The following is a 22,310-nucleotide window of genomic DNA, read 5'->3' on the forward strand; positions in this document are numbered from 1 at the left end:
TCCCTGAAAGCGATCTTATTATTGGGTGAATCTGTTCAACGGGCGCTTCAGGCCCAGGTGCTCGCGCAGCGTGTCGCCGTGGTACGCCTGGCGGAACAGGCCACGTTGTTGCAGGACGGGCACCACCCGATCGACGAAGTGGCCGAAGGCGTTGGGCGTACCGCCGCTGATGATGAAACCGTCGGCGGCTTCGCCGTCGAACCAGCGCTGCAGACCGTCCGCCACCGCTTCCGGCGTGCCGCTGAACACCGGGCGCGGCGAGGCGGCTTCCAGCGCCACCTGGCGCAGCGTGAGGTTGCGCTCGCGGGCGCTGCGCTTGATGGCGTCGGTGGTGCTGCGGAAGCTGTTTTGCCCCAGATCGCCGATGTCCGGGAAGGGCGCGTCCAGCGGATGGCGGGCGAAGTCGTAATGCTCGAAGTAGCGGCCGAGGTAGTTGAGGGCGTTCTCGATGCTGACCAGGCGGGCGGTTTCCTGGTACTGGCGCTCGACGTCCGCGTCGTCGTCGCCGACGATCACGCTGACGCCCTGGAAGATGCGCAGATCGTCCGGTTCGCGCCCCTGTTCCACCAGCTGCCGCTTCACGTCCTGATAGAAATCCTGCGCCTGTTCCAGCGTGTCGTGATGGGTGAAGATCGCATCGGCGTGTTGGGCCGCCAGCCGTTTGCCGTCTTCAGAGGCGCCGGCCTGGAACAGGATCGGGCGCCCCTGCGGCGTGCGGCCGATGTTCAGCGGCCCCTGTACCGAGAAGAACTCCCCCTGGTGATTGAGAGTGTGCAGTTTGCCGGTGCGGAAGAATTCGCCGCTGGCTTTATTACGCACGAAGGCATCGTCTTCCCAGGAGTCCCACAGCCCTTTGGCGACGTCGAGAAACTCGCCGGCGATGCGGTAACGCAGGCTGTGTTCCGGGTGTTCTGTGCGCGAGAAGTTTTTGGCCGAGCCTTCCAGCGGCGACGTCACCACGTTCCAGCCGGCACGGCCGTTGCTCAGGTGATCGAGGCTGGCGAACTGGCGGGCGACGGTGAACGGATCGCTGTAGGAGGTGGAGAGGGTGCCCACCAGGCCGATTTTGTCGGTGGCGGCGGACAGCGCGGCCAGCAGGGTGAGCGGTTCGAAACGATTAAGAAAATGCGGAATGGATTTTTCGTTGATATATAACCCATCGGCGACGAAGACGAAATCGAATTTTCCCTGTTCGGCTTTTTTCGCCGAGGCGATATTAAATTCGAGGTTAATGCTGGCGTCGGCGGTGGCGTCCGGGTGGCGCCAGGCGGACATATTTCCCGATGCGCCATGCAGAATGGCGCCCAGGCGCAATTGCCGTTGATTATTCGCGTTGTCGCTCATCGTGATTATCCTGTCATGCGCTGCAGAGGCGCGCGGTGTCTGATGGGTTCACTATTGATGAGCGGCGGCGGGATGTAAAACAACAAAACAGCATATTCAAATGTTGAAAACTGCAAATATCACGGCGGGTAAAAATAATAGGGCCCGACGCGGCATGTGCGGCGTCGGGGAAATAATATGTTCCGTTATTCAGGCGTTGCTGAGGGCTTTTTCTGGCGCGGTGGTTAATTGTTGCAGCGTGCGTTCCGCCAGCAGCGTGAAATATTGCGCCGCCGGGAACAGGGCCCGTTCATCGGGATTGAAACGCGGATGATGCAGGCCGAACTCGCTGGCGGATCCGATGCTGACAAATACGCCCGGTACGTGATGCAGATACAGCGCGAAATCTTCACCGCCCATCTGCAACTCCGCTTCTTCGACCCGGTAGCCGGCCTCGGCGGCGACGGTTTTGCTGAACGCCGCCCAATGCGGGTCATTGATCACCGCCGGCGGCCCCGGCTGCCAGCGCAGTTCGGCCTGCGCACCCAGCGCGGCGGCTATGCCGTCGATCACCTGGCGAATCTTGTCCGGCACCTGGCGGCGCACCGCGTCGCTGTGGGTGCGCACCGTGCCTTCCAGCTCCACGGTTTGCGGCAGCACGTTCCAGGTATTGCCGCCTTCGATGCGCGTTACGCTTACCACCAGCGATTCCAGCGAGCTGAAGCTGCGGCTGGGCAGCGTCTGCAGCGCGCCGACGAGCTGGCTGGCGGTGACGATGGTGTCGACGCCCTGTTCCGGTTTGGCGGCGTGCGCGCCCTTGCCGGTGATGAGGATCTGGAAGCGATCGACGTTGGCGTAGAACGGCCCGGCGCGGGTGGCGAAGGTGCCGGTGGGCAGCTCCGGCGCATTATGCAGGCCAAACACCGCGGCGACGTTATCCAGCGCGCCGGCGTCGATCAGGTGTCGGGCGCCGTTGAAGGTCTCTTCCGCCGGCTGGAAGAAGAGGCGTACCGTGCCGGGCAGGTCGGCCTCACGCGCTTTCAACAGGTGTGCGGCGCCGAGCATCACCGAGGTATGAAAGTCGTGGCCGCAGGCGTGCATCACGCCGCGGTTTTGCGAGCTGAAGGGCACGTCGGCGATTTCGTCGATCGGGAGAGCGTCAATGTCGCCGCGCAGCGCGATGATCGGCCCCTTGCCGCTGCCGATCTCCGCCACGACGCCGGTTTTCAGCGCCAGCGGCAGCAGGCGAATGCCCGCTTCTTGCAGCCAGCGCGTCAGCCGGGCGGTGGTGGCGAATTCGTGATTGGAAAGCTCCGGGTTTTGGTGCAGCTCACGCCGATAGGCGATGATTTTGTCTGCCAACTGGCTGGTCATAGGCTTGGCTCACAGTGGGAAATAAACCCTAACCCTAGTGCAGCGGCCGCCGAAGCAAAAAGACCATCTGGTTATATTTCATAGCGATTGCGTCTGCGCGGGAGCGTCAACTCTGGGGGAAGCGGGCGAGTTTGGGCGTTCGCTCGTTGTTCGCCGGCGCGTGGAGAGGATTGACCTGGCACGGTAACTTATCGCAACCGGTGCAATCAATTTACACCGGACAACACGGATTTTTTCACTCTTTATCGGATTTCTGTGATCGCGGTGGTGGACAAAATCCTGCCTGCTTGCTGTACTGTAATAGACACAGGTTTTGTGTCTTTCATTCACGTTAAAGGTAAGTTTGATGTCTAAGATTAAAGGTAGCGTTAAGTGGTTTAATGAATCCAAAGGCTTCGGTTTCATTACTCCGGAAGATGGTAGCAAGGACGTTTTCGTTCACTTCTCTGCCATCGTTAGCAACGGTTTCAAAACGCTTGCTGAAGGCCAGCGTGTAGAATTTGAAATCACGAACGGTGCCAAAGGCCCATCTGCCGCTAACGTTACTGCTATCTAAGCTGCGTAGCTGAATTTCTTAAAACCCGCTCATTGAGCGGGTTTTTTATTGGGCGCGTTATGCCTCGCTGCGGCGGCCTAACAGGCTGAACAGCAGGATGGCGACGGCGTAGCAGCCGACGATGGTCAGCGCCATCGACAAGCTGGACGTGCCGCCCAGCCCGGTGAGCGGCACGGCGCAGGCACCGAGCGCGAACATGCACACGCCGATCAAGGCCGACGCGCTGCCCGCTTTGTCACCCTGGCTTTGCATGGCCAGCGAAGAGGCGGTTGGGCCGACGATGCCGATCACCGCCACCGAAAAGAACAGCGGCACCAGCAACAACACCAGCGGCGCATGCAGCGCGGCGGCCAACAGCAGCAACAGCGATGCGACGGCCGCCAGCGTTAACCCACTCCTCAACACCCGGCGCTCCCCCCAACGCGAACTGAGGCGGCTGGCCAGCTGCGCCGCAATGATCAGCCCGACGCCGTTAATGGCGAAACACAGGCTGAACATCTGCGGGCTGAGGCCGTAGATCTGCTGCAAGACGAAAGGCGAGGCGCCGATATAGGCGAACATGCCGGCCATCACGAAGCCCTGCGTCAGACACAGGCCCATGAAATAGCGTTGGGTCAACAGACTGCCCAGCGACATCAGCATCGCCAGAATGCCGCCCTGGCTGCGGCGCTCGGCCGGCAGGGACTCGCGCAGCTTCAGCGCCGACAGGCTGAACAGCAGCACGGCGATGGCCGCCAGCACGCCGAAGATGCCGCGCCAGTTCATCACCTGCAGCATAACGCCGCCCAGCACCGGCGCGACGATCGGCGCCAGACCGTTGACCAGCATCAGCAGGGCGAAGAAGCGGGTCAGCTCATGACCGGCATACAGATCGCGGGCAATGGCGCGGGAAATCACCGCGCCACCGGCGCCGGCGATGCCCTGCAGCAGGCGGGCGATCAGCAACTGGTCGATGGTGGGCGCCAGCGCGCACCACAGCGAAGCGCCCAGCAGCAGGATCAGCGACAGCAACAGCGGACGCATGCGGCCCAGTTTGTCGCTGTAAGGACCGAAAATCAGCTGGCCGACGCCCAGGCCGAGCAGCCCGGCGGTCAGGCTGAGCTGCGCGGCGGCGGTAGAGGTATTCAGTTCGCCCGCCATTTCCGGCAGGGCGGGCAGATAGAGATCGGTGCACAGCGGCCCCAGCGCGGCCAACAGGCCAAGCACGACGGCGTACACCAGACGTTGTCTGGCTAAGTGTTTGGTCATGGGAGATTAGAGTTTCCTGAACAGGTGAGAAATGGCCTGCTGATACAGATCGCGCAGCAGGGACGCATCGGCTTTTTGCGTGGTAAGGATGCGGTAACCGGTGCCTTCGCTCATGACGGCGATAAACTCCACCCGCGCGGCGATCTCTTCCGCGCTGAAATGGGGATACAGCCGCTGCAGGTTGTGGCACACGTGGCGAAACAGCCGCGCTTCCGCATCGCTGAGCATTTTGGCCACCACCGGGTTGCGCGTGGCCTCGGCGGTCACTTCAAGCATCAGCATGTGATCGGTTTCGCTCTCGCCCGGCTGCTGAAACAGCGTGCGCGCCGCCAGCGTGCCGGCGATCAGGTTGATGTGATCGCCAAGATTTTCCAGCCGCTGCATCTTGCTGGCGATGATGCGGTTGACGATTTCCTCGATAATCGCGTCTTTATTGGCGAAATAGCGATAGATTTGCCCGACGCTGAGCTGCGAGCCCTGGGCGATTTCCGCCATGCTGGCGGCGTGGAAGCCGTGGCGGCGGAAGCTGGTTTTCGCCGCTTCGACGATCTGATCGCGGCGGGCCTGCACCTTGGCCTGTTTACTGTCGTTGGGGGGGAGCATTTGCCCGATCCTTTGCTACGCGTGAGCCGGGTTCACATTTTTGGGTGTGAACGTTCATTCTCAATTGTAGTGCAATCGGCCGGAAAGGCGCAAGATGAACGCGTGCTGTGGGGAAAAGGCGCTTAAGCGAACAGGTAGGATTTGATAAAGGCGGCGACGATCAGCACGCACAGCGCAACGGCAATCGCTTCGGTGGCGGTTTTCGGCAGGCTAAACATAGCGGTTTCTCATCCAGTCAGGAGTACTGGATGAGATTATGCGCATGCAAGATTAAGGAAACATTAAGGGCTTAGCGCCCGTTGACCCACATCACCAGCATGAAAGCCAGCAGCGTCATCGCCAGCGAGCCGGCCAGGTTGAGCAGCATGTTGGCCAGCGCCCAGCCGAAGCGGCCATCCTGCATCAGGTACACCACCTCCAGCGAAAAGGTGGAGAAGGTGGTCAGGCCGCCGCAGAACCCGGTGGTGATCAGTAATTTCCAGGTGGGGTCCAGATGCGTCATGCGGGTGAAAATCGCCATCGCCAGGCCGATGATAAAACCGCCGATCAGATTGACCATCAGCGTACCGAGCGGAATGTGGGCGTTCAGCGGATTCATTTTCATGCTTACCGCCCAGCGCAAAACGCTGCCGACGCCGCCGCCGATAAATACGGCCAGTAAAGAGCTCAACATGGGGCAACTACCTTTCAATCAGAGAAATTCACGGGGCTCGGAAAGAGACAGGCGTAACGCTACGCGCCTCTCTCCGAGAGGTTACGTAGACATCATCAGCCTGTGAAGGCGGTTAGGGAGGAATGTCATCTCCAGCGTGCCGCACGGCCTTTTTTGCCGTACCCGGTGGATGTTACACCTAACGCCGCCTATTTTGTAGTATCGACAATCTGCGAGGTCACCCCATGGAAATCAGAACGGCGCGCCTGAGCGATCGCCAGGCTATCGCCGAATTAATGACGGCGTTGGATTATCCCGGCACCGAGGCGTTTCTGCCGCAGCGAATGCGCCAGCTGCTGGCGCATCCGGACGAGGCGCTGCTGGTGGCCGTGGAGGGCGAGCGGGTGCTGGGCGTGCTGTCGCTGCATTTTCTGCCGCAGCTGGCGTTGGCCGGCGACATTGGCCGCATCAGCTATTTTTGCGTCGACGACCGAGCGCGCGGCGCGGGCGTAGGGCGGCGGCTGTTGACGGAGGGCGAGGCGCTGGCGCACCGTCGCGGCTGCGATCGGCTTGAAGTCCATTGCCACAGCCGCCGCGAGCGGGCGCATGCGTTTTACCGGCGTGAAGGTTTTGTCGAAGCGCCGAAGTATTTTGCCAAGTTATTAAACCAGTAAGTTAGTCGCCCGTCTGCACCGCCGTTTCCAGCCGGTTGCGGCCATTTTGCTTCGCCCGGTAAAGCGCGCCGTCGGCCGCTTTCAGCCAGTCCAGATAACCGCCCAGCGCGGGGTGGTAGTTGGCGATGCCGGCGCTGATCTGCAGCCGCAGCTGTGGCGCCTCTTTGAAGATAACGGCATCCAACCGCTGCTGGATGCGCCGCAGGACGGTTTCCGCCTGTTCGGCGCTGGTGTTCGGCAGCACCGCGCCAAACTCGTCGCCGCCGTAGCGCCCGACGATATCCACGTTGCGCAAGCCAATCAGCAGCTCTTCCGCCAGCGCCGCCAGGGCCTCATCCCCCAGCGCATGGCCGAAAGTATCGTTGATGGTTTTGAAACGATCGATATCCATCAGGATCAGCGTGGCGTTGTCCTGGTAGCGGCGGCAACTGTCGAACTGACGATGCAGCAGATGCTCCCAATGGCGGCGGTTGTACAAGCCGGTCAGCCCATCGCGGGTGCTGATGCGTTGCAGCTCCTGTTTTTTTTCCGCCAGCCGTTTGGCGGTGCGGTAGGTCACCAGGCCGAGCAGCGTCGGGTAAAGGTAGATCATCGGCAGGCACAGATAGATTTGCAGCGGCGTGCTGTGCGGGTGGAACGGGAAACCGAGCAGCGCGCCGGTCAGCGCCGCCGCGGCCAATTGAATCGCCAACCCTTTGACAAACAGTGCCTTACCGGCCGAAGCGATGTTGTTCATGCTCATCATCGACAGGATGACGATCGCCGGCAGCGCGTTGAACGCCATCATCGCCGCCCAGAAACCGCCGAAGGCGGAGTCGATCAGCAGGTTGCGGATCTCGGCTTTGAACGGATCTTTGGCGCGGCAGGCCAGGCGGTAGGCGAGATGCGGCCAGAGAAAACCGTGAAAGGCCAGCAATAGCCAGACCGCCGTGGGCGGAGCCAAGGGATAGAGTGCGGCGCAAACGCAGATAAAGCCGAGCCCCAGACCGGCGACGCGGGGCAGATAGGTGCGTTTGGCGAAGCTGAGGCCGGATTTTCGGGCATCGAAAATGGGTGGGGCAATATACATCCGGCATCTCCCTGATAAGTATCACGGCAGCGTATCATGCGGGTGATAAACTAAGAATAGTCTGGGATTCACGTCGTGAGGCGGCGTGGCATTCCTGCGACGGATCTCACTCTGTTACATGTTGCGGTTGTGCGAGCGGGGGGAAAGTCGCTAAATATTCGCAGGCAAGGTCAGTTTTTCTCGCTGTTCACGCAGCGCTCTATGATAAGAAGGTGAGTATGGAAGGTATCAGTATTACCAAACTTCTGGTGATTGCGGTATTGGTGATTTTACTGTTCGGCACCAGCAAGCTGCGCACGCTCGGTGCCGATCTTGGCGCGGCGCTGAAAGGCTTTAAAAAAGCCGTGGGTGACGACAGCACGCCGCCGGCCGCTGGCAGCAACACCGCCGAGAGCCAGTCCGCTCAGCAGAGCGTCGAGAAGAAAGACGTTTAATCCCGTCTGAGGGCGAGCAATAAAAAACGGATGCCTGGCGGACATCCGTTTTTTGGCGTTTCCGCCGTCTTTAGCGTAACAAACTATTACGCGTTATTTCACTTCCATCCCTTTGGCCTGCAGATCGGCGTGATAAGACGAACGCACGAACGGGCCGCAGGCGGCGTGGGTGAAGCCCATCGCCATCGCTTCTTCTTTCATCTCGTCGAACTCGGCCGGGCTGACGTAGCGCTGCACCGGCAGGTGGTGGCGGCTCGGCTGCAGGTACTGGCCCAGCGTCAGCATGGTCACGCCGTGGCGGCGCAGATCGCGCATCACTTCGACGATTTCCGCGTTGGTTTCGCCCAGGCCGACCATCAGGCCGGATTTGGTCGGGATATCCGGGTGTGCTTCTTTAAAGCGCTCCAGCAGCTTCAGCGACCACTCGTAGTTGGCGCCCGGGCGCACCTGGCGATAAACGCGCGGCACGTTTTCCAGGTTGTGGTTGAACACGTCCGGCGGCGTGGCGGTGAGGATCTCCAGCGCGCGGTCCATACGGCCGCGGAAGTCCGGCACCAGCGTTTCAATCTTGATGTTCGGGCTCTTGGCGCGGATGGCCGAAATGCAGTCGGCAAAGTGTTGAGCTCCGCCGTCGCGCAGATCGTCGCGGTCAACCGAGGTGATCACCACGTAACGCAGCGCCATGTCGGCGATGGTTTGCGCCAGCTTTTCCGGCTCGTTGGCGTCCGGCGCGATCGGGCGGCCGTGGGCCACGTCGCAGAACGGGCAGCGACGGGTGCAGATGGCGCCGAGGATCATAAAGGTAGCGGTACCGTGGTTGAAACACTCGGACAGGTTAGGGCACGAGGCTTCCTCACAGACGGAGTGCAGGCCGTTTTTACGCATGGCGGCTTTGATGCCTTGAATGCGCGTTGAGTCGGCAGGCAGTTTGATCTTCATCCACTCGGGTTTACGCAACAGCTCCTGCCGTTCGGTGACCACCGTTTTGACCGGGATCAGCGCCATTTTGTCAGCATCGCGGTATTTGACGCCGCGTTCCATCTGAATTGGTTTACTCATAATCGTGCAGGTTCCAGTTACGAAGCTCGACCGTCTGGTAGCCGAGTAAATGAACAAATTCCTGTACCAGGATTGGGTGTATGTCTTCAATGCCAACGCCGGGCGCCAGCGCGCTGACCTGCGTCATTTGCATGCCGGCGTAACCGCAAGGGTTGATGCGTTGGAAGGGGCTGAGATCCATCGCCACATTCAGGGCCAGGCCGTGGAATGAGCTGCCTTTGCGGATCCGCAAACCCAACGAACAGATTTTCTGCTCCCCCACGTACACGCCAGGCGCATCGGGACGGGCGCGCGATTCGAGGCGGAAGTGGGCGAGGGTGTTGATAACCGTATCTTCTATCGCCGTAACCAATTGGCGTACGCCGACCTTGCTGCGTTTCAGATCGACCATCACGTACATCACCTGCTGGCCCGGCCCGTGGTAGGTCACCTGGCCGCCGCGATCGCTCTGGACCACCGGGATATCGCCGGGCATCAGCACGTGCTCGGCTTTGCCGGCCTGGCCCTGGGTGAAGACCGGGTGATGCTGCACCAGCCACAGCTCGTCCGGCGTAGTCTCGGTACGACTGTCGGTGAAGTTATGCATGGCTTGGGATACAGGCGCGTAGGGCTGCAACCCCAGCTGACGCAAAATGATCTTGTCTGGTTGCAAAAGAGTCATCGTCAGGTTACAGAAGTGGTAAAGCCATTATACCGGGCGCTCCGGCCTGCGACCAGCCTTTCGCTGACCAAAAATGCGCAACCCGGGAAGACGCTGCGCCATCCCGGGTTGATAAGCAGGGGTTTATGCTGGAATTACAGCACCATGCGAACAATTTCAATGTTGCCCAACTCTTCGTACAGGGTTTCGACCTGCTCAATGTGAGTGGCGTTAATGGTGATGGAAACGGAGTGGTAGTTGCCTTTGCTGCTTGGCTTAACCTGCGGGTTGTAATCGCCCGGTGCATGGCGCTGCACCACTTCAACTACCTGGTCAACCAGCTCAGGCTGCGCCAGGCCCATCACCTTGTAGGTAAACGAGCAAGGGAATTCGAGCAGTTCGTTCAGTTTAGTTTTTTGCATGTGCGTGCGCTCCAGAGTGCTAGCTAATCTATAAATTATAACTCCCGCCGGGGCGGGAGTTAATGTTATTCAGTATATGGGGGCAATTTCGCCCGATTCAACCGTTAACCGAACCAGTGGTGGAACATCAGTTTGATGTAGTCCACGATGCGGCTGAAGAAACCGCCTTCTTTCACTTCGTTCATCACCACCAGCGGACGCTGGTCGATGGTTTTGCCGTCCAGCTGGAAGTTGATGCTGCCGACCACCTGGTTTTTCGCCAGCGGCGCGTGAATTTCAGGGGTGTTCAGCACGTAACTGGCCTTCAGATCTTTCATGCGGCCGCGCGGGATGGTCAGGTAGACGTCTTTGTCCACGCCCAGCTCAACGCGGTCGGCATCGCCGAACCAGACCGGCTCGGAGGCGAACTCTTTACCGACCTTCAGCGGCGCTACGGTTTCGAAGAAGCGGAAGCCCCAGGTCAGCAGTTTCTTGCTCTCGGCTTCGCGGCCTTTGTAAGTGCGGCCGCCCATCACGGCGGAGATCAGACGCATCTGGCCTTCGGTCGCCGAAGCCACCAGGTTGTAACCCGCCGCATCGGTGTGGCCGGTTTTGATGCCGTCGACGTTCAGGCTGTTATCCCACAGCAGACCGTTGCGGTTCATCTGGCGGATGTTGTTGAAGGTGAACTCTTTTTCTTTGTAAATCGCGTACTCTTCCGGCACGTCGCGGATCAGCGCCTGGCCGATCAGCGCCATGTCGCGCGCCGAGCTGTACTGGCCCTGGGCATCCAGGCCGTGTACCGTCTGGAAGTGGGTGTTCTGCAGGCCCAGCTTGCTGACGTAGGTGTTCATCAGGTTAACGAACGCGTCCTGGCTGCCGGCGACGTAGTCGGCCATCGCCACGCAGGCGTCGTTACCGGATTGCAGGTTGATGCCGCGGGTCAGTTTGGAGACCGGCACGCGATCGCCTGGCTTCAGGAACATCAGCGAGGAGCCTTTGAACACCGGGTTGCCGGTCGCCCAAGCGTCCTGACCGACGGTCACCAGATCGTCCTGGCCGATTTTGCCCGCTTTCAGCGCCTGGCCGATGACGTAGCTGGTCATCATTTTGGTCAGACTGGCCGGATCGCGACGCGCGTCGGCGTTCATCTCGGCCAGCACCTTGCCGGAGTTGTAATCAATCAGGATGTACGCTTCCGCATCGATCTGCGGGACACCTGGGATCATGGTTTTGATGTTAACGTCATCGGCATGTGCAACGGAGGCTGCGCTCATTGCGATAACGGTGCCGAGTGCGATGCTTTTGATTAAGCGAAAAGAAGTTACTTGTTTCATGATCGGGACTACAACATCCGTGAAAGTAAAGTTAAAAAACGAGCCACACTATAGCAGATGCGATCCCGGCAGGCATTACCCATTCATCTGACTAATTGCGGTTAGAGAACTTTTAGCTGCAAGAAAATGTTTCAGCTAAATAACCGCTTATCAGCCGCGAATGCCCGCCGGGCTTAACGCTTAGGGTGCAGCAGTAACGAAAGACTGTTGTTGCGCTTCGCTGGCCAGGCGTTGCTGCAGCTGGGCCGCCTGCTGACGGCTGCTGAACGGGCCGAGCTGGACGCGATAAACGTTGCCGTTAGCCGCCACTTTGCCCGGCACGCCAAACTGCTGGCTCAGGCTTTGCTGCCAGCTTTGGGCGCGCTCGGCGCTGCTCAGCGCACCGACCTGCACCACATAGCCGCCGGAGGAAGACGCGGCAGCCATGCCGGCAGCCGCGGCGCCGGCCGCGACCGGTGCGGCCACGGCTTCAGGTTCTGATCCTTCCAGCACGCCGGCCGGTACAGCGCTTGGCGCGCCGAGGAAACCGCTGCGGCCGCCGGTTGCGTTGCCGCCGGCGGCTGGCGCGTTGTTGTCGTCGGTGCGCAGGGTGCTGTTATCGATCGGGCGCACCGCCGCGCCGCTGGCGACCGGCACGTCCTGTTGGATCGGGGTGCCCATGCCGCTGGAGCCGAGATCCGGGCGTGCCGGCAGGGCGTAGCTCTGTTTCGCCACGATGGTGCCGATGGTGCCCGGGCCGCTCAGCGTGCCGTCCGGCGCCACGTTGATGAAATCGACTTTGACCTTGGTGTTGTTGGACAGGTTGAGGCGATCGGCGGCGGCTTTCGACAGATCGATGATGCGGCCCTTGGTGTAAGGCCCGCGATCGTTGACGCGCACCACCAACTGACGGCCGTTGGCCAGGTTGGTGACACGTACATAGCTAGGGATCGGCAAGGTCGGGTGCGCCGCGGTCAGGCCGTTCGGATCGAACTGCTCGCCCAGCGCGGTGGTGTTGCCGTTGGCTTCTTCGCCATACCAGGCCGCCAGGCCGGTCTGCGAGAAGTTCTGCGGATCTTTTACGATGCGGTAAGTATCGCCATTAACCTTATAATCCTGCATGTTATTAGGGTTATAGGGTTCATATTGAGGCTCGACGCCACCGATTTCCACCACCGGGCCGTTGTACGGCTGCTGTGGCGCCTGCTGTTCCGTGGTCGGGGCGGTACAGGCGGAGAGCAATACCGCCGCGACGCCGATCCAAAGCCATTCCTTACGCATTACTCACCTCTTATAAACTTTTAGACAGCATTTTCCGATGCGTGTGGATCGACATGATGATGCCGAAACCGGCCATCAACACTATCAGCGCCGAACCCCCGTAACTGACCAGAGGCAAAGGTACGCCAACTACCGGCAAAATGCCACTGACCATACCGATGTTAACAAAGACATAAACGAACAAAATCAGCATCAAGCCGCCGACCATCACGCGGCCGAAGGTGGTTTGCGCCTTGGCGGCGATCATCAGCCCGCGAATGATCACCAGCAGGTAAAGCGCCAGCAGCACCAACACCCCGATCAGCCCCAGCTCTTCGGCCAACACGGCGAAGATAAAGTCGGTATGGCGTTCCGGCAGGAACTCCAGCTGCGACTGGGTGCCGTGCAGCCAGCCCTTGCCGGACAGGCCGCCGGAGCCGATGGCAATCTTGGATTGAATGATATGGTAGCCGGCGCCGAGCGGGTCGCTTTCCGGATCGAGCAGCATCATCACGCGGTCGCGTTGATAACCGTGCATCAGGAAGAACCACAGCACCGGGATAAAGGCCGCCAGCGCGACGGCGGCGACGGCGATCAGTTTCCAGCTCATGCCCGACAGGAACAGCACGAACAGGCCGGAGGCGGCGATCAGGATCGAGGTGCCCAGATCCGGCTGCGCGGCCACCAGCAGCGTCGGCAGGAAGATCAGCACCAGGGCGATGGCGGTGTTTTTCAGCGAAGGCGGGCAGACGTCGCGGTTCATAAAGCGCGCTACCATCAGCGGCACGGCGATCTTGGCGATTTCCGACGGCTGGAAGCGCACCACGCCGAGATCCAGCCAGCGCTGCGCGCCTTTACTGATCTGCCCGAAGGCGTCCACCAGGATCAGCAAAATCACGCAGAAGATATACAGATAGGGCGCCCAGCTTTCGTATACGCGCGGCGGGATTTGCGCCATGACGGCCATCACGATCAGCCCCATGACGATCTGCCCGATCTTGCGCTCCATCATGCCGATGTCCTGGCCGCTGGCGCTCCACATCACGAAGGCGCTGTAGACCAGCAGGGCCAGGATCAGCAGCAGGAACGTCGGGTCGATGTGGATTTTGGTCCAGATCGAGCCTTTTTGTTGGCTTTCAGTCATGTTCTACCTTAGTCACCTTCTACGCCAGGCGGCAGTGGGGCCTCGCTTGGCAATTGCGTATTGTTGTCGCCCAGCAGAATATGGTCGAGGATCTGGCGGGTGATGGTGCCCACCGCCGGACCGGCGCCGCCGTTTTCCAGAATGATGGCGACCGACACCGTCGGATTGTTGAACGGCGCGAAGGCGGTCATCAGCTTGTGATCGCGCAGGTGCTCCGCCAGTTTATGGGCGTTGTAAGTTTCGTAGCCGAATACCTGTGCGGTACCCGATTTCGCCGCGGCTTTGTAAGGGGCGTCCGCAAAGTATTTGCGCGCCGTCCCGTTCGGACGGTTGGCCACCCCGTACATGCCGTCTTTGGCGATTTCCCAGAAGCCGGAGTGAATATCGCCGATCTGCGTGTCTTCTTCCTGTTTGAACGGCACCAGCGCGCCGTTGACGCGGGTGCTCTGCAGCAGGTGCGGCGTTTTGACGGTGCCGTCGTTGATCAGGGTGTTCAGCGCCTTGGCCATCTGGATCGGCGTGGCGGTCCAGTAACCCTGGCCGATGCCCACCGGAATGGTGTCGCCCTGATACCACGGCTTTTTATAGCGCTTCAGCTTCCATTCGCGCGTCGGCATCAGGCCGGAGCGCTCTTCGGACAGATCGATGCCGGTGTACTGGCCGTAACCGAATTTGGTCAGCCAGGTCGACAGCCGATCGATCCCCATGTCATAGGCGACCTGATAGAAATAGGTATCTGCGGACTCTTCCAGCGCCTTGGTGACGTTCAGCCGGCCGTGGCCCCATTTTTTCCAGTCGCGGAAGCGTTTTTCCGAGCCGGGCAGCTGCCACCAGCCGGGATCGAACACCACGGTGTTTTTGGTGATCACCCCGGCGCTGAGCGCCGACACCGCGATGTAAGGCTTCACCGTCGACGCGGGCGGGTAAACCCCCTGCGTGGCGCGGTTGATCAGTGGGCGATTCGGATCGTTCAGCAGCCCCTGATAGTCCTTGCTGGAAATGCCGTCCACGAACAGGTTCGGATCGTAACTCGGGTTGGACACCATCGCCAGAATGGCGCCGGTGCGCGGATCGCTCACCACCACCGCGGCGCGGCTGCCTACCAGCAGCTGCTCGATATAGCGCTGCAGGTTGAGATCGAGCGTCAGGTAGACGTCCTGACCGGCGGAAGGCGGCTGCTCGTGCAATTGGCGGATCACCCGGCCGCGGTTGTTGACCTCGACCTCTTCGTAGCCGGTTTTGCCGTGCAGCGTGTCTTCGTAATAGCGTTCGATGCCCAGCTTGCCAATGTCGTGGGTCGCGGCGTAGTTGGCCAGCTTGCCGTCTTTGTCCAGGCGTTCGACGTCGCGGTCGTTGATCTTCGACACGTAGCCGGTGACGTGGGTGAGGGCGGAGCCGTAAGGGTAGTAGCGGCGCTGGTAGCCTTTCACTTCCACGCCGGGGAAGCGGAACTGATTAACCGCAAAGCGGGCGACCTGCACTTCGGTCAGCGCGGTTTTCACCGGAATGGAGACGAAACGGCGCGAACGCTTGCGCTCTTTTTCGAAATTGGTGATGTCGTCGTCGGTCAGGTCGACCACCGTGCGCAGCGCCTGCAGCGTGGCTTTGAGATCGTCAACCTTCTCCGGCATCAGCTCCAGCTGATAAATGGTGCGGTTGAGTGCCAGCGGGGTGCCGTTGCGATCGTAGATAATGCCGCGGCTGGGCGCGATAGGCACCAGCTTGATGCGGTTTTCGTTGGAGCGGGTGCGGTAATCCTCGACGCGGACCACTTGCAGATTATACAGGTTGGCGATCAGGATGCCGGACAGCACCAGGATGACCAAGAACGCCACCAGGGCGCGGCGTACAAACAGGGCGGATTCAGCCGTATAGTCGCGAAAAGGGTTACGTTCTATTTTCATCCCGCTGCTTTATTTCACTCTGTCACGGTCACCACCGGCTATTCCCGGTGGTAAGGATGATTTGTAGTAATACTCCAGGCGCGGTAGAGGCTTTCGGCCACCAGGACGCGCACCAAAGGATGCGGCAATGTCAACGGAGAAAGTGACCAGCTCTGCTCGGCAGCGGCTTTGCAGGCGGGCGCCAACCCTTCCGGGCCGCCGATCAGCAAGCTGACGTTACGGCCATCCTGCTTCCAGCGCTCAAGCTGCTGCGCCAGCTGCGGCGTTTCCCACGGCGTGCCTGGGATATCCAGCGTAACGATGCGGTTGCCTTTGCCCACCGCCGCCAGCATCTGTTCGCCTTCTTTGTCCAGAATGCGCTTGATGTCGGCGTTTTTGCCGCGTTTGCCCGCCGGGATCTCGGTCAGCTCAAACGGCATATCTTTGGGAAAGCGGTGCAGGTAATCCATAAAGCCGGTTTGCACCCAGTCTGGCATTTTGGTGCCGACCGCCACCAATTGCAGTTTCACCGCTTAGCTCCAGAGTTTTTCCAGCTCGTACAGGCGACGGCTCTCTTCCTGCATCACGTGCACGATCACTTCGCCCAGATCGACCACGATCCAGTCGGAGGCTTCCTGGCCTTTCATACCGTACAGCTCCATGCCTGCGGCACGGGATTCCTGCACCACGTGGCTGGCGATCGACATCACGTGGCGAGTCGAGGTGCCGGTGCAGATGATCATGCAATCGGTGATGCTGGATTTGCCCTGGACGTCCAGAGCGATAATGTCTTGGCCTTTCAGGTCATCGATTTTATCGATGACGAAATCTTGGAGCGCTTTACCTTGCAAAGGTTCCCCCTCGGGTGTGTTCTGTTCAGTCGGCTGCGGCGGGCAAAATGCGCGCGCCGCGGCGTAACCGGATAATGGTTTCGGCAGGCTGCCGCTGAAAGCCAGCTAACTGGTGACTGCCCGGCCAGCTAAGGTTTCCGGGGTTTTCAGCGGATACCTGAAAAATAGCGGCGCAGTATATCACGCACCTTTCGCTAGCGATATAAACCCTGCAACTCGATGTAGCGCTGCACCGGGCGTGGCAGCAGGTCGTCGCAGTTAAGGCCCTGATGGCGGCGCTGGCGGATCTCGGTGGCGGAAATTTCCAGCTCCGGCGTATCGGCCAAATAGATATGGCCGTGTGGGCGACGGCTGAGCAGCGCCGGGTCGGCGGTGCGATGGCGTTCCAGCCACTGCTGCAGCTCCGGCGTGTCCATGCGATCGTTATAGCCCGGGCGCGCCAGCACCAGCAGATGGCAGACGTCCAACAGCGCCTGCCAGCGGTGCCATTTATGCAGCGTTAGCAGCGAGTCCTGGCCAATAATAAACGCCAGCGGCTGGGCGGCGCCACGCTCTTTACGAATCGTTTCCAACGTCTCGATGGTGTAGGAGGGGGTGGTGCGGTGCAGTTCGCGATCGTCGACCGCAAACAGCGGGTTGCCGGCGATCGCCAGCTCCACCATCTTCAGGCGCTGCTGCGCATTGGCCTCCGGCTGCGGGCGGTGCGGCGGCACGTGGTTAGGCAGCAGCGTGACGCGATTCAGGCCCACTTCGGCGGCCAACGCTTCCACCGGCCGCAGGTGGCCGTAGTGGATCGGGTCAAAGGTGCCGCCGAACAGCGCGTGCAAAACGGTGGGGTGTTCCGGATTAGTGGGCATCGCTAAAACTCGTGGCCAGGGGTTTGCCGCACAGCAGCATCGACAGGGTTTCCAGTTCCGGCCAGACCGACTGGCCATAGTCCTGCTTGAGGGTCAGCTCGATTTGCGTCAGCAGCTGTACCGCCTGCTGCAGCTGGGGGCCGGACAGGCGTTGCAACGCCTGGGTCACCAGCGGGCGGCGATTCTGCCAGACCTTGTGCTGATCGAACAGCGTGCGCAGCGGCGCGGAAGCCATGCGGCGCTGCAGCGTTAGCAGCAGCAGCAGTTCGCGCTGCAGAGTGCGCAGCAGGATCACCGGCTCCACGTCCTCTTGCTGCAGCTGCTGCAAGATATGCCAGGCGCGCTTGCTTTTGCCGGCCAGCAGGGCATCCAGCCAGTGGAACGGCGTGAAGTGGGCGGCGTCGTTCACCGCCTGTTCGACGCGCGGCAGCGTGAGCTTGCCGTCCGGGTGCAGCAGCGACAGCCGCTCCAGCGCCTGCGACAGCGCCAGCAGGTTGCCTTCGTAGCAGTAGCACAGCAGCTGATTGGCGGCGTCGTCCAGCTCCAGCTTCATCGCCTTGGCGCGCGTGGCGACCCAGCGCGGCAGCTGTGCCTGTTCCGGCGTCTGGCAACTGACGAGGGCACCGTGCGGGCTGAGCGCCTTGAACCAGGCGCTGTTTTCCTGCGCTTTGGTGAGGCGCGGGCCGCGCAGGATCAGCAGAATATCCTCGTGCAGCAGCGTGGCGAGCTTGGTCAGCTGTTCGCCGATCGGCGCCGTCGGGCCGTTTTCCGGGAAGATCAGCAGCAGCGTCTGGCGGCTGGCGAACAGGCTCATCGCCTGGCAGATGCCGAAGATGGCGTCCCAGTCGGTATGGGCGTCGAGGGAAATGCTGTAGTGCTCACTGAACTGCTGCTGTTGCGCGGCCTGCCGGAGCAAATCCTGGCTTTCCTGCAGCAACAGCGGTTCATTGCCGCTCAATAAATAACAAGCGCGCAGCCCCTCTCGGAGCTGCGCGGCAAGTTGTTCCGGATAAATGCGGATCATTGTGCGGTTTGGCTTGCCGCTCGTTCGCCGGCGGCAGCGGCTTTCTGCCGGTTCTCTTCTTCCGCCGCATGCACGGTCAGCAGTTTGCGCACCAGCTGTTGCGCCGCCTGCTCACGCATTTCCTGGCGAATGATATCCTGTTCGGAGTCCTTGGCCAGCGCGGTCAGCGGGTTGTCGAAGAAGGAACGGAACACTTTCACCGACAGCGGATACAGGTCATGGCCCGGGATCAGCACTTGCGCCTGCACGGTCAGCACCAGCTGGTACTCGGCGGTTTTACCGTCCTGGAAGATAGAAGCGGTATCCTGGCTTTCCGTTGCGCCGACGATGCGCAGGGAAGGCACGTCTTTACGTTTCGGATCGCTGACGATAGTCACTTCGTTAAGACGCAGCTGCTCACGCACCGCGCGCGTCAACGGGCCGTAAGGATCCGAACTGTCCAGGATCAGCGTTTTCATTTCATTCGGCACCTGCGTGGTGCCACGCAGGTGAAAACCGCAGCCGGCGGTGACCAGCACCGCCAACCCCAGCAACAGCGTCAGAATACGTTGTCGCACAACTCCTCCTTGTGTTAACCCACAACCAGGTTAAGCAGTTTGCCCGGAACGTAGATCACTTTGCGAATCGTGACGCCGTCCAGATATTTAGCCACCAGATGCTCTTCGGCAGCGCGCGCGCGCACCTGCTCTTCGGTCGCATCGGCAGATACGGTGATTTTAGCGCGAACCTTGCCGTTCACCTGCACCACCACCAGCTTGGAGTCTTCGACCATCGCCTGTTCGTCGGCAACCGGCCATGGCGCGGTGTCCACGTCGCCTACGCCGCCCAGTGCCTGCCACAGGGTGAAGCACACGTGCGGGGTGAACGGGTACAGCATGCGAACCACGGCCAGCAGCGCTTCCTGCAGCAGCGCGCGATCCTGCTCGCTCTCCTGCGGCGCGCGGGCCAGTTTGTTCATCAGCTCCATCACGGCGGCGATCGCGGTGTTGAAGGTCTGACGGCGGCCGATATCGTCGGTTACCTTGGCGATGGTTTTGTGCAGATCGCGGCGCAGCGCTTTCTGAGCTTCGTTCAGCGCCGCTACGTCGAGCGGCTGTACCGCGCCTTTTTCCACGTGATCGTAGGCCAGTTTCCACACGCGTTTCAGGAAGCGGTTAGCCCCTTCCACGCCGGATTCCTGCCACTCCAGCGTCATTTCTGCCGGTGAAGCGAACATCATGAACAGACGCACGGTGTCCGCGCCGTATTTTTCCACCATTTCCTGCGGGTCGATGCCGTTGTTCTTCGACTTCGACATTTTGCTCATGCCAGCATAGACCAGTTCACGGCCTTGCGGATCGGTGGCCTTGATGATGCGGCCCTTGTCGTCGCGCTCGACGGTGGCGTCAACCGGAGATACCCAGACGCGCTCGCCGCTGTTGCCGGTGTAGTAGAAGGCGTCGGCCAGCACCATGCCCTGACACAGCAGACGCTTGGCCGGCTCGTCGGAGTCCACCAGGCCTGCATCGCGCATCAGCTTGTGGAAGAAGCGGAAGTACATCAGGTGCATGATGGCGTGTTCGATACCGCCGATATATTGATCGACCGGCAGCCAGTAGTTGGCGGCGGCCGGATCCAGCATGCCCTGGTCATACTGCGGGCAGGTGTAGCGCGCGTAGTACCAGGAAGACTCCATAAAGGTGTCGAAGGTGTCGGTTTCACGCAGCGCCGGCTGGCCGTCGACGGTGGTCTTCGCCCACTCAGGATCGGCCTTGATCGGGCTGGTGATGCCGTCCATGACCACGTCTTCCGGCAGGATCACCGGCAGCTGATCTTCCGGCGTCGGCATCACGGTGCCGTCTTCCAGCGTCACCATCGGGATTGGCGCGCCCCAGTAACGCTGACGGGAGACGCCCCAATCGCGCAGACGGTAGTTGACCTTGCGCTGGCCCACGCCCTTGGCGACCAGTTTGTCGGCGATGGCGTTGAAGCCCGCTTCGTTGTCCAGGCCGTCGAATTCGCCGGAGTTGAACAGCGCGCCTTTGTCGGTCATCGCTTCGGCGCTCACGTCAGGTCGGCTGCCGTCGAGGTTCAGGATCACCGGTTTGATCGGCAAATCGTATTTGGTGGCGAATTCCCAGTCGCGTTGGTCGTGCGCTGGTACCGCCATCACGGCGCCGGTGCCGTATTCCATCAGCACGAAGTTGGCGACCCACACCGGCAGCTTCTCGCCGCTCAGCGGGTGGACAACGAACAGGCCGGTCGGCATGCCTTTCTTCTCCATCGTCGCCATTTCGGCTTCGGCAACTTTGGTGTTGCGGCATTCGTCGATGAAGTCGGTCAGCGCCGGGTTATTGCGAGCGCCCTGTTGCGCCAGCGGGTGGCCCGCGGCGACCGCCACGTAGGTGGCGCCCATGAAGGTGTCGGGACGGGTAGTGTAAACCGTCAGCTTCTCTTCGCTGTCCGCCACGTCGAAGGTGATTTCCACGCCTTCGGAGCGGCCAATCCAGTTGCGCTGCATGGTTTTCACCTGCTCTGGCCAGCTTTCAAGCGTGTCCAGATCGTTCAACAGCTGATCGGCGTAGGCGGTGATTTTGATGAACCACTGCGGGATCTCTTTACGCTCGACCTTGGTGTCGCAGCGCCAGCAGCAGCCGTCGATAACCTGTTCGTTGGCCAGCACGGTCAGATCGTGCGGGCACCAGTTCACCGCCGAGGTCTTCTTGTAGACCAGGCCTTTTTCATACAGCTTGGTGAAGAACCACTGTTCCCAGCGGTAGTATTCCGGCTGGCAGGTGGCGATTTCGCGATCCCAGTCGTAGCCGAAGCCCAGCAGTTTCAGCTGGTTCTTCATGTATTCGATGTTGTCGTAGGTCCACGGGGCCGGCGCGGTGTTGTTTTTCACCGCCGCGCCTTCCGCCGGCAGGCCGAACGCATCCCAGCCGATCGGCTGCAGTACGTTTTTGCCCAGCATGCGCTGATAGCGCGAGATCACGTCGCCGATAGTGTAGTTACGAACGTGGCCCATGTGCAGTCGGCCGGACGGGTAAGGCAGCATGGATAGGCAGTAGTACTTTTCCTTGCTGTCGTCTTCGGTAACTTTGAAAGTCTGCTTCTCTTGCCAGTGAAGCTGTACGTTCGATTCTATGTCTTCTGGACGGTATTGCTCTTGCATGGCGGCCGGTGGTCCTGTAGGTGTAAACCGTTGCCCCGGTCAGAGGCAACGCAATGAACATTTAGTATTCGTAGATCCGCATAGCATAGCTGATAAGACCTCCCGGCAACAACTCCAAGCGCCTGACTCGGCGCATTTAAAAAAAACGCCGCCATGACGCGGCTCACAACCTGCGGATCCCGCGTCTTGCCAAGTGACATCAGTCATTTACGGCTAAAATAAGAACAAGTAGCTTAGGGGTATCCCTACAGCCAAGTCCGGCGCAGCGTTTATCGAGGAGAGTCTATGAACAAGGTTGCTCAGTATTACCGCGAATTGGTGGCATCGCTGACCGAACGCCTGAAAAACGGTGAACGCGATATCGACGAACTGGTGGCCAGCGCGGAGCGGCGGTTGAACGAGGCCGAAGATCTGACCCGCGACGAAGTACGGCAGGTGACGCAGGCGGTGCGGCGCGATCTGGAAGAGTTCGCCCGCAGCTATCAGGAAAGCCGGGATGAGTTTACCGACAGCGTGTTTATGCGGGTGATCAAAGAGAGTCTGTGGCAGGAACTGGCGGATATCACCGACAAAACCCAGCTGGAGTGGCGCGAAGTGTTCAAGGATGTCAGCCACCACGGCGTTTACCACAGCGGTGAAGTGGTGGGGCTGGGCAATCTGGTGTGCGAGCAGTGCCACTACCACCTGGCGTTCTATACGCCGGAGGTGTTGCCGCTCTGCCCGAAATGCGGTCACGACCAGTTCCAGCGCCGGCCGTTTGAACCTTGATGACGTTCCCCGCTGCGGCG

The 22,310-nt window shown here is 60.6% G+C and carries 23 protein-coding genes and 1 riboswitch; of the genes, 4 read left to right on the forward strand and 19 right to left on the reverse strand.

Annotation, left to right across the window (positions count from 1 at the left end):
* Positions 1-18: 18 nt before the first annotated feature.
* Positions 19-1,344, reverse strand: coding sequence for an LLM class flavin-dependent oxidoreductase (locus V8N38_RS05555; RefSeq protein WP_049199977.1), 1,326 nt, complete (start codon positions 1,342-1,344; stop codon positions 19-21).
* A gap of 189 nt (positions 1,345-1,533) precedes the next feature.
* Entirely contained in the window at positions 1,534-2,697 is a 1,164-nt protein-coding gene (locus V8N38_RS05560; protein WP_147839420.1) for a M20 peptidase aminoacylase family protein, read from the reverse strand.
* Between the two features lie 346 nt (positions 2,698-3,043).
* On the opposite strand from V8N38_RS05560, the gene cspE reads away from it, so the two are divergent.
* Positions 3,044-3,253 (forward strand): transcription antiterminator/RNA stability regulator CspE, encoded by a 210-nt coding sequence (gene cspE, locus V8N38_RS05565; RefSeq protein WP_004940030.1) that lies wholly within the window; start codon positions 3,044-3,046, stop codon positions 3,251-3,253.
* Positions 3,254-3,310: 57 nt separating this feature from the next.
* Here the strand turns inward: cspE and V8N38_RS05570 are convergent, their stop codons facing one another.
* The 3 genes from V8N38_RS05570 to crcB form a co-directional block, all read right to left on the reverse strand.
* A complete protein-coding gene (locus V8N38_RS05570) occupies positions 3,311-4,501 on the reverse strand; it encodes a multidrug effflux MFS transporter (RefSeq protein WP_060423550.1) in 1,191 nt (396 codons plus the stop codon).
* Positions 4,502-4,507: 6 nt separating this feature from the next.
* Complete coding sequence (locus V8N38_RS05575; protein WP_060423553.1) at positions 4,508-5,104, reverse strand: TetR/AcrR family transcriptional regulator; 597 nt, start codon at positions 5,102-5,104, stop codon at positions 4,508-4,510.
* A gap of 289 nt (positions 5,105-5,393) precedes the next feature.
* Entirely contained in the window at positions 5,394-5,777 is a 384-nt protein-coding gene (gene crcB, locus V8N38_RS05580) for a fluoride efflux transporter CrcB (RefSeq protein ID WP_004940022.1), read from the reverse strand.
* Positions 5,778-5,856: 79 nt separating this feature from the next.
* A riboswitch (Fluoride riboswitch) is annotated at positions 5,857-5,919 on the reverse strand.
* 82 nt (positions 5,920-6,001) lie between these two features.
* Between crcB and V8N38_RS05585 the strand changes: the two genes are divergently transcribed.
* Complete coding sequence (locus V8N38_RS05585; RefSeq protein ID WP_147839421.1) at positions 6,002-6,430, forward strand: GNAT family N-acetyltransferase; 429 nt, start codon at positions 6,002-6,004, stop codon at positions 6,428-6,430.
* A 1-nt stretch (position 6,431) separates the two neighbouring features.
* Here the strand turns inward: V8N38_RS05585 and V8N38_RS05590 are convergent, their stop codons facing one another.
* Positions 6,432-7,499, reverse strand: coding sequence for a diguanylate cyclase (locus V8N38_RS05590; protein ID WP_147839422.1), 1,068 nt, complete (start codon positions 7,497-7,499; stop codon positions 6,432-6,434).
* A 218-nt stretch (positions 7,500-7,717) separates the two neighbouring features.
* Between V8N38_RS05590 and tatA the strand changes: the two genes are divergently transcribed.
* Entirely contained in the window at positions 7,718-7,933 is a 216-nt protein-coding gene (gene tatA / locus V8N38_RS05595; protein WP_038877431.1) for a Sec-independent protein translocase subunit TatA, read from the forward strand.
* A 93-nt stretch (positions 7,934-8,026) separates the two neighbouring features.
* On the opposite strand, the gene lipA is transcribed toward tatA, so the two are convergent.
* From lipA to leuS, 13 genes are all read right to left on the reverse strand, one after another.
* Positions 8,027-8,992: a lipoyl synthase gene (gene lipA, locus V8N38_RS05600; RefSeq protein WP_025301835.1), complete on the reverse strand. Its 966-nt coding sequence runs from the start codon at positions 8,990-8,992 to the stop codon at positions 8,027-8,029.
* On the reverse strand, positions 8,985-9,653 hold the full coding sequence (gene lipB / locus V8N38_RS05605) for a lipoyl(octanoyl) transferase LipB (RefSeq protein ID WP_049273643.1): 669 nt from the start codon (positions 9,651-9,653) through the stop codon (positions 8,985-8,987). Before lipB ends, lipA begins: the two co-directional genes overlap by 8 nt.
* Positions 9,654-9,787: 134 nt before the next feature.
* On the reverse strand, positions 9,788-10,054 hold the full coding sequence (ybeD, locus tag V8N38_RS05610) for a DUF493 family protein YbeD (RefSeq protein WP_004940012.1): 267 nt from the start codon (positions 10,052-10,054) through the stop codon (positions 9,788-9,790).
* A 104-nt stretch (positions 10,055-10,158) separates the two neighbouring features.
* Positions 10,159-11,370: a D-alanyl-D-alanine carboxypeptidase DacA gene (gene dacA, locus V8N38_RS05615; protein WP_004940010.1), complete on the reverse strand. Its 1,212-nt coding sequence runs from the start codon at positions 11,368-11,370 to the stop codon at positions 10,159-10,161.
* 180 nt (positions 11,371-11,550) lie between these two features.
* The gene (gene rlpA, locus V8N38_RS05620) at positions 11,551-12,630 is read right to left on the reverse strand and encodes an endolytic peptidoglycan transglycosylase RlpA (protein ID WP_060423563.1); all 1,080 of its coding nucleotides are present in this window, start codon (positions 12,628-12,630) and stop codon (positions 11,551-11,553) included.
* 10 nt (positions 12,631-12,640) lie between these two features.
* Positions 12,641-13,753, reverse strand: coding sequence for a peptidoglycan glycosyltransferase MrdB (gene mrdB, locus V8N38_RS05625; protein WP_004940006.1), 1,113 nt, complete (start codon positions 13,751-13,753; stop codon positions 12,641-12,643).
* Between the two features lie 8 nt (positions 13,754-13,761).
* Entirely contained in the window at positions 13,762-15,657 is a 1,896-nt protein-coding gene (mrdA, locus tag V8N38_RS05630; protein WP_060423566.1) for a peptidoglycan DD-transpeptidase MrdA, read from the reverse strand.
* A gap of 38 nt (positions 15,658-15,695) precedes the next feature.
* Positions 15,696-16,166, reverse strand: a complete 471-nt coding sequence (gene rlmH / locus V8N38_RS05635) for a 23S rRNA (pseudouridine(1915)-N(3))-methyltransferase RlmH (RefSeq protein ID WP_004940002.1) — start codon at positions 16,164-16,166, stop codon at positions 15,696-15,698.
* A gap of 3 nt (positions 16,167-16,169) precedes the next feature.
* Positions 16,170-16,487: a ribosome silencing factor gene (rsfS, locus tag V8N38_RS05640; RefSeq protein ID WP_016928774.1), complete on the reverse strand. Its 318-nt coding sequence runs from the start codon at positions 16,485-16,487 to the stop codon at positions 16,170-16,172.
* A 194-nt stretch (positions 16,488-16,681) separates the two neighbouring features.
* Positions 16,682-17,344, reverse strand: a complete 663-nt coding sequence (gene nadD, locus V8N38_RS05645) for a nicotinate-nucleotide adenylyltransferase (protein WP_015376938.1) — start codon at positions 17,342-17,344, stop codon at positions 16,682-16,684.
* On the reverse strand, positions 17,334-18,368 hold the full coding sequence (holA, locus tag V8N38_RS05650; protein WP_055316089.1) for a DNA polymerase III subunit delta: 1,035 nt from the start codon (positions 18,366-18,368) through the stop codon (positions 17,334-17,336). The genes nadD and holA overlap by 11 nt, the downstream gene beginning before the upstream one ends.
* Positions 18,365-18,925, reverse strand: coding sequence for an LPS assembly lipoprotein LptE (gene lptE, locus V8N38_RS05655; RefSeq protein WP_060423573.1), 561 nt, complete (start codon positions 18,923-18,925; stop codon positions 18,365-18,367). Before lptE ends, holA begins: the two co-directional genes overlap by 4 nt.
* 14 nt (positions 18,926-18,939) lie before the next feature.
* On the reverse strand, positions 18,940-21,522 hold the full coding sequence (leuS, locus tag V8N38_RS05660; protein ID WP_147839423.1) for a leucine--tRNA ligase: 2,583 nt from the start codon (positions 21,520-21,522) through the stop codon (positions 18,940-18,942).
* Positions 21,523-21,807: 285 nt separating this feature from the next.
* Between leuS and V8N38_RS05665 the strand changes: the two genes are divergently transcribed.
* Positions 21,808-22,290: a zinc ribbon-containing protein gene (locus V8N38_RS05665; protein WP_025301844.1), complete on the forward strand. Its 483-nt coding sequence runs from the start codon at positions 21,808-21,810 to the stop codon at positions 22,288-22,290.
* The last annotated feature ends 20 nt before the right edge of the window (positions 22,291-22,310 follow it).

This window comes from Serratia nevei (assembly GCF_037948395.1).
Lineage (GTDB): Bacteria > Pseudomonadota > Gammaproteobacteria > Enterobacterales > Enterobacteriaceae > Serratia > Serratia nevei.

Bases quoted from the DNA above. Each gene is read 5' to 3' on its own strand.
- V8N38_RS05555 (WP_049199977.1), bottom strand. From the start codon at position 1,344: ATGAGCGACAACGCGAATAATCAACGGCAATTGCGCCTGGGCGCCATT.
- V8N38_RS05560 (WP_147839420.1), bottom strand. From the start codon at position 2,697: ATGACCAGCCAGTTGGCAGACAAAATCATCGCCTATCGGCGTGAGCTG.
- cspE (WP_004940030.1), top strand. From the start codon at position 3,044: ATGTCTAAGATTAAAGGTAGCGTTAAGTGGTTTAATGAATCCAAAGGC.
- V8N38_RS05570 (WP_060423550.1), bottom strand. From the start codon at position 4,501: ATGACCAAACACTTAGCCAGACAACGTCTGGTGTACGCCGTCGTGCTT.
- V8N38_RS05575 (WP_060423553.1), bottom strand. From the start codon at position 5,104: ATGCTCCCCCCCAACGACAGTAAACAGGCCAAGGTGCAGGCCCGCCGC.
- crcB (WP_004940022.1), bottom strand. From the start codon at position 5,777: ATGTTGAGCTCTTTACTGGCCGTATTTATCGGCGGCGGCGTCGGCAGC.
- V8N38_RS05585 (WP_147839421.1), top strand. From the start codon at position 6,002: ATGGAAATCAGAACGGCGCGCCTGAGCGATCGCCAGGCTATCGCCGAA.
- V8N38_RS05590 (WP_147839422.1), bottom strand. From the start codon at position 7,499: ATGTATATTGCCCCACCCATTTTCGATGCCCGAAAATCCGGCCTCAGC.
- tatA (WP_038877431.1), top strand. From the start codon at position 7,718: ATGGAAGGTATCAGTATTACCAAACTTCTGGTGATTGCGGTATTGGTG.
- lipA (WP_025301835.1), bottom strand. From the start codon at position 8,992: ATGAGTAAACCAATTCAGATGGAACGCGGCGTCAAATACCGCGATGCT.
- lipB (WP_049273643.1), bottom strand. From the start codon at position 9,653: ATGACTCTTTTGCAACCAGACAAGATCATTTTGCGTCAGCTGGGGTTG.
- ybeD (WP_004940012.1), bottom strand. From the start codon at position 10,054: ATGCAAAAAACTAAACTGAACGAACTGCTCGAATTCCCTTGCTCGTTT.
- dacA (WP_004940010.1), bottom strand. From the start codon at position 11,370: ATGAAACAAGTAACTTCTTTTCGCTTAATCAAAAGCATCGCACTCGGC.
- rlpA (WP_060423563.1), bottom strand. From the start codon at position 12,630: ATGCGTAAGGAATGGCTTTGGATCGGCGTCGCGGCGGTATTGCTCTCC.
- mrdB (WP_004940006.1), bottom strand. From the start codon at position 13,753: ATGACTGAAAGCCAACAAAAAGGCTCGATCTGGACCAAAATCCACATC.
- mrdA (WP_060423566.1), bottom strand. From the start codon at position 15,657: ATGAAAATAGAACGTAACCCTTTTCGCGACTATACGGCTGAATCCGCC.
- nadD (WP_015376938.1), bottom strand. From the start codon at position 17,344: ATGCCCACTAATCCGGAACACCCCACCGTTTTGCACGCGCTGTTCGGC.
- holA (WP_055316089.1), bottom strand. From the start codon at position 18,368: ATGATCCGCATTTATCCGGAACAACTTGCCGCGCAGCTCCGAGAGGGG.
- leuS (WP_147839423.1), bottom strand. From the start codon at position 21,522: ATGCAAGAGCAATACCGTCCAGAAGACATAGAATCGAACGTACAGCTT.
- V8N38_RS05665 (WP_025301844.1), top strand. From the start codon at position 21,808: ATGAACAAGGTTGCTCAGTATTACCGCGAATTGGTGGCATCGCTGACC.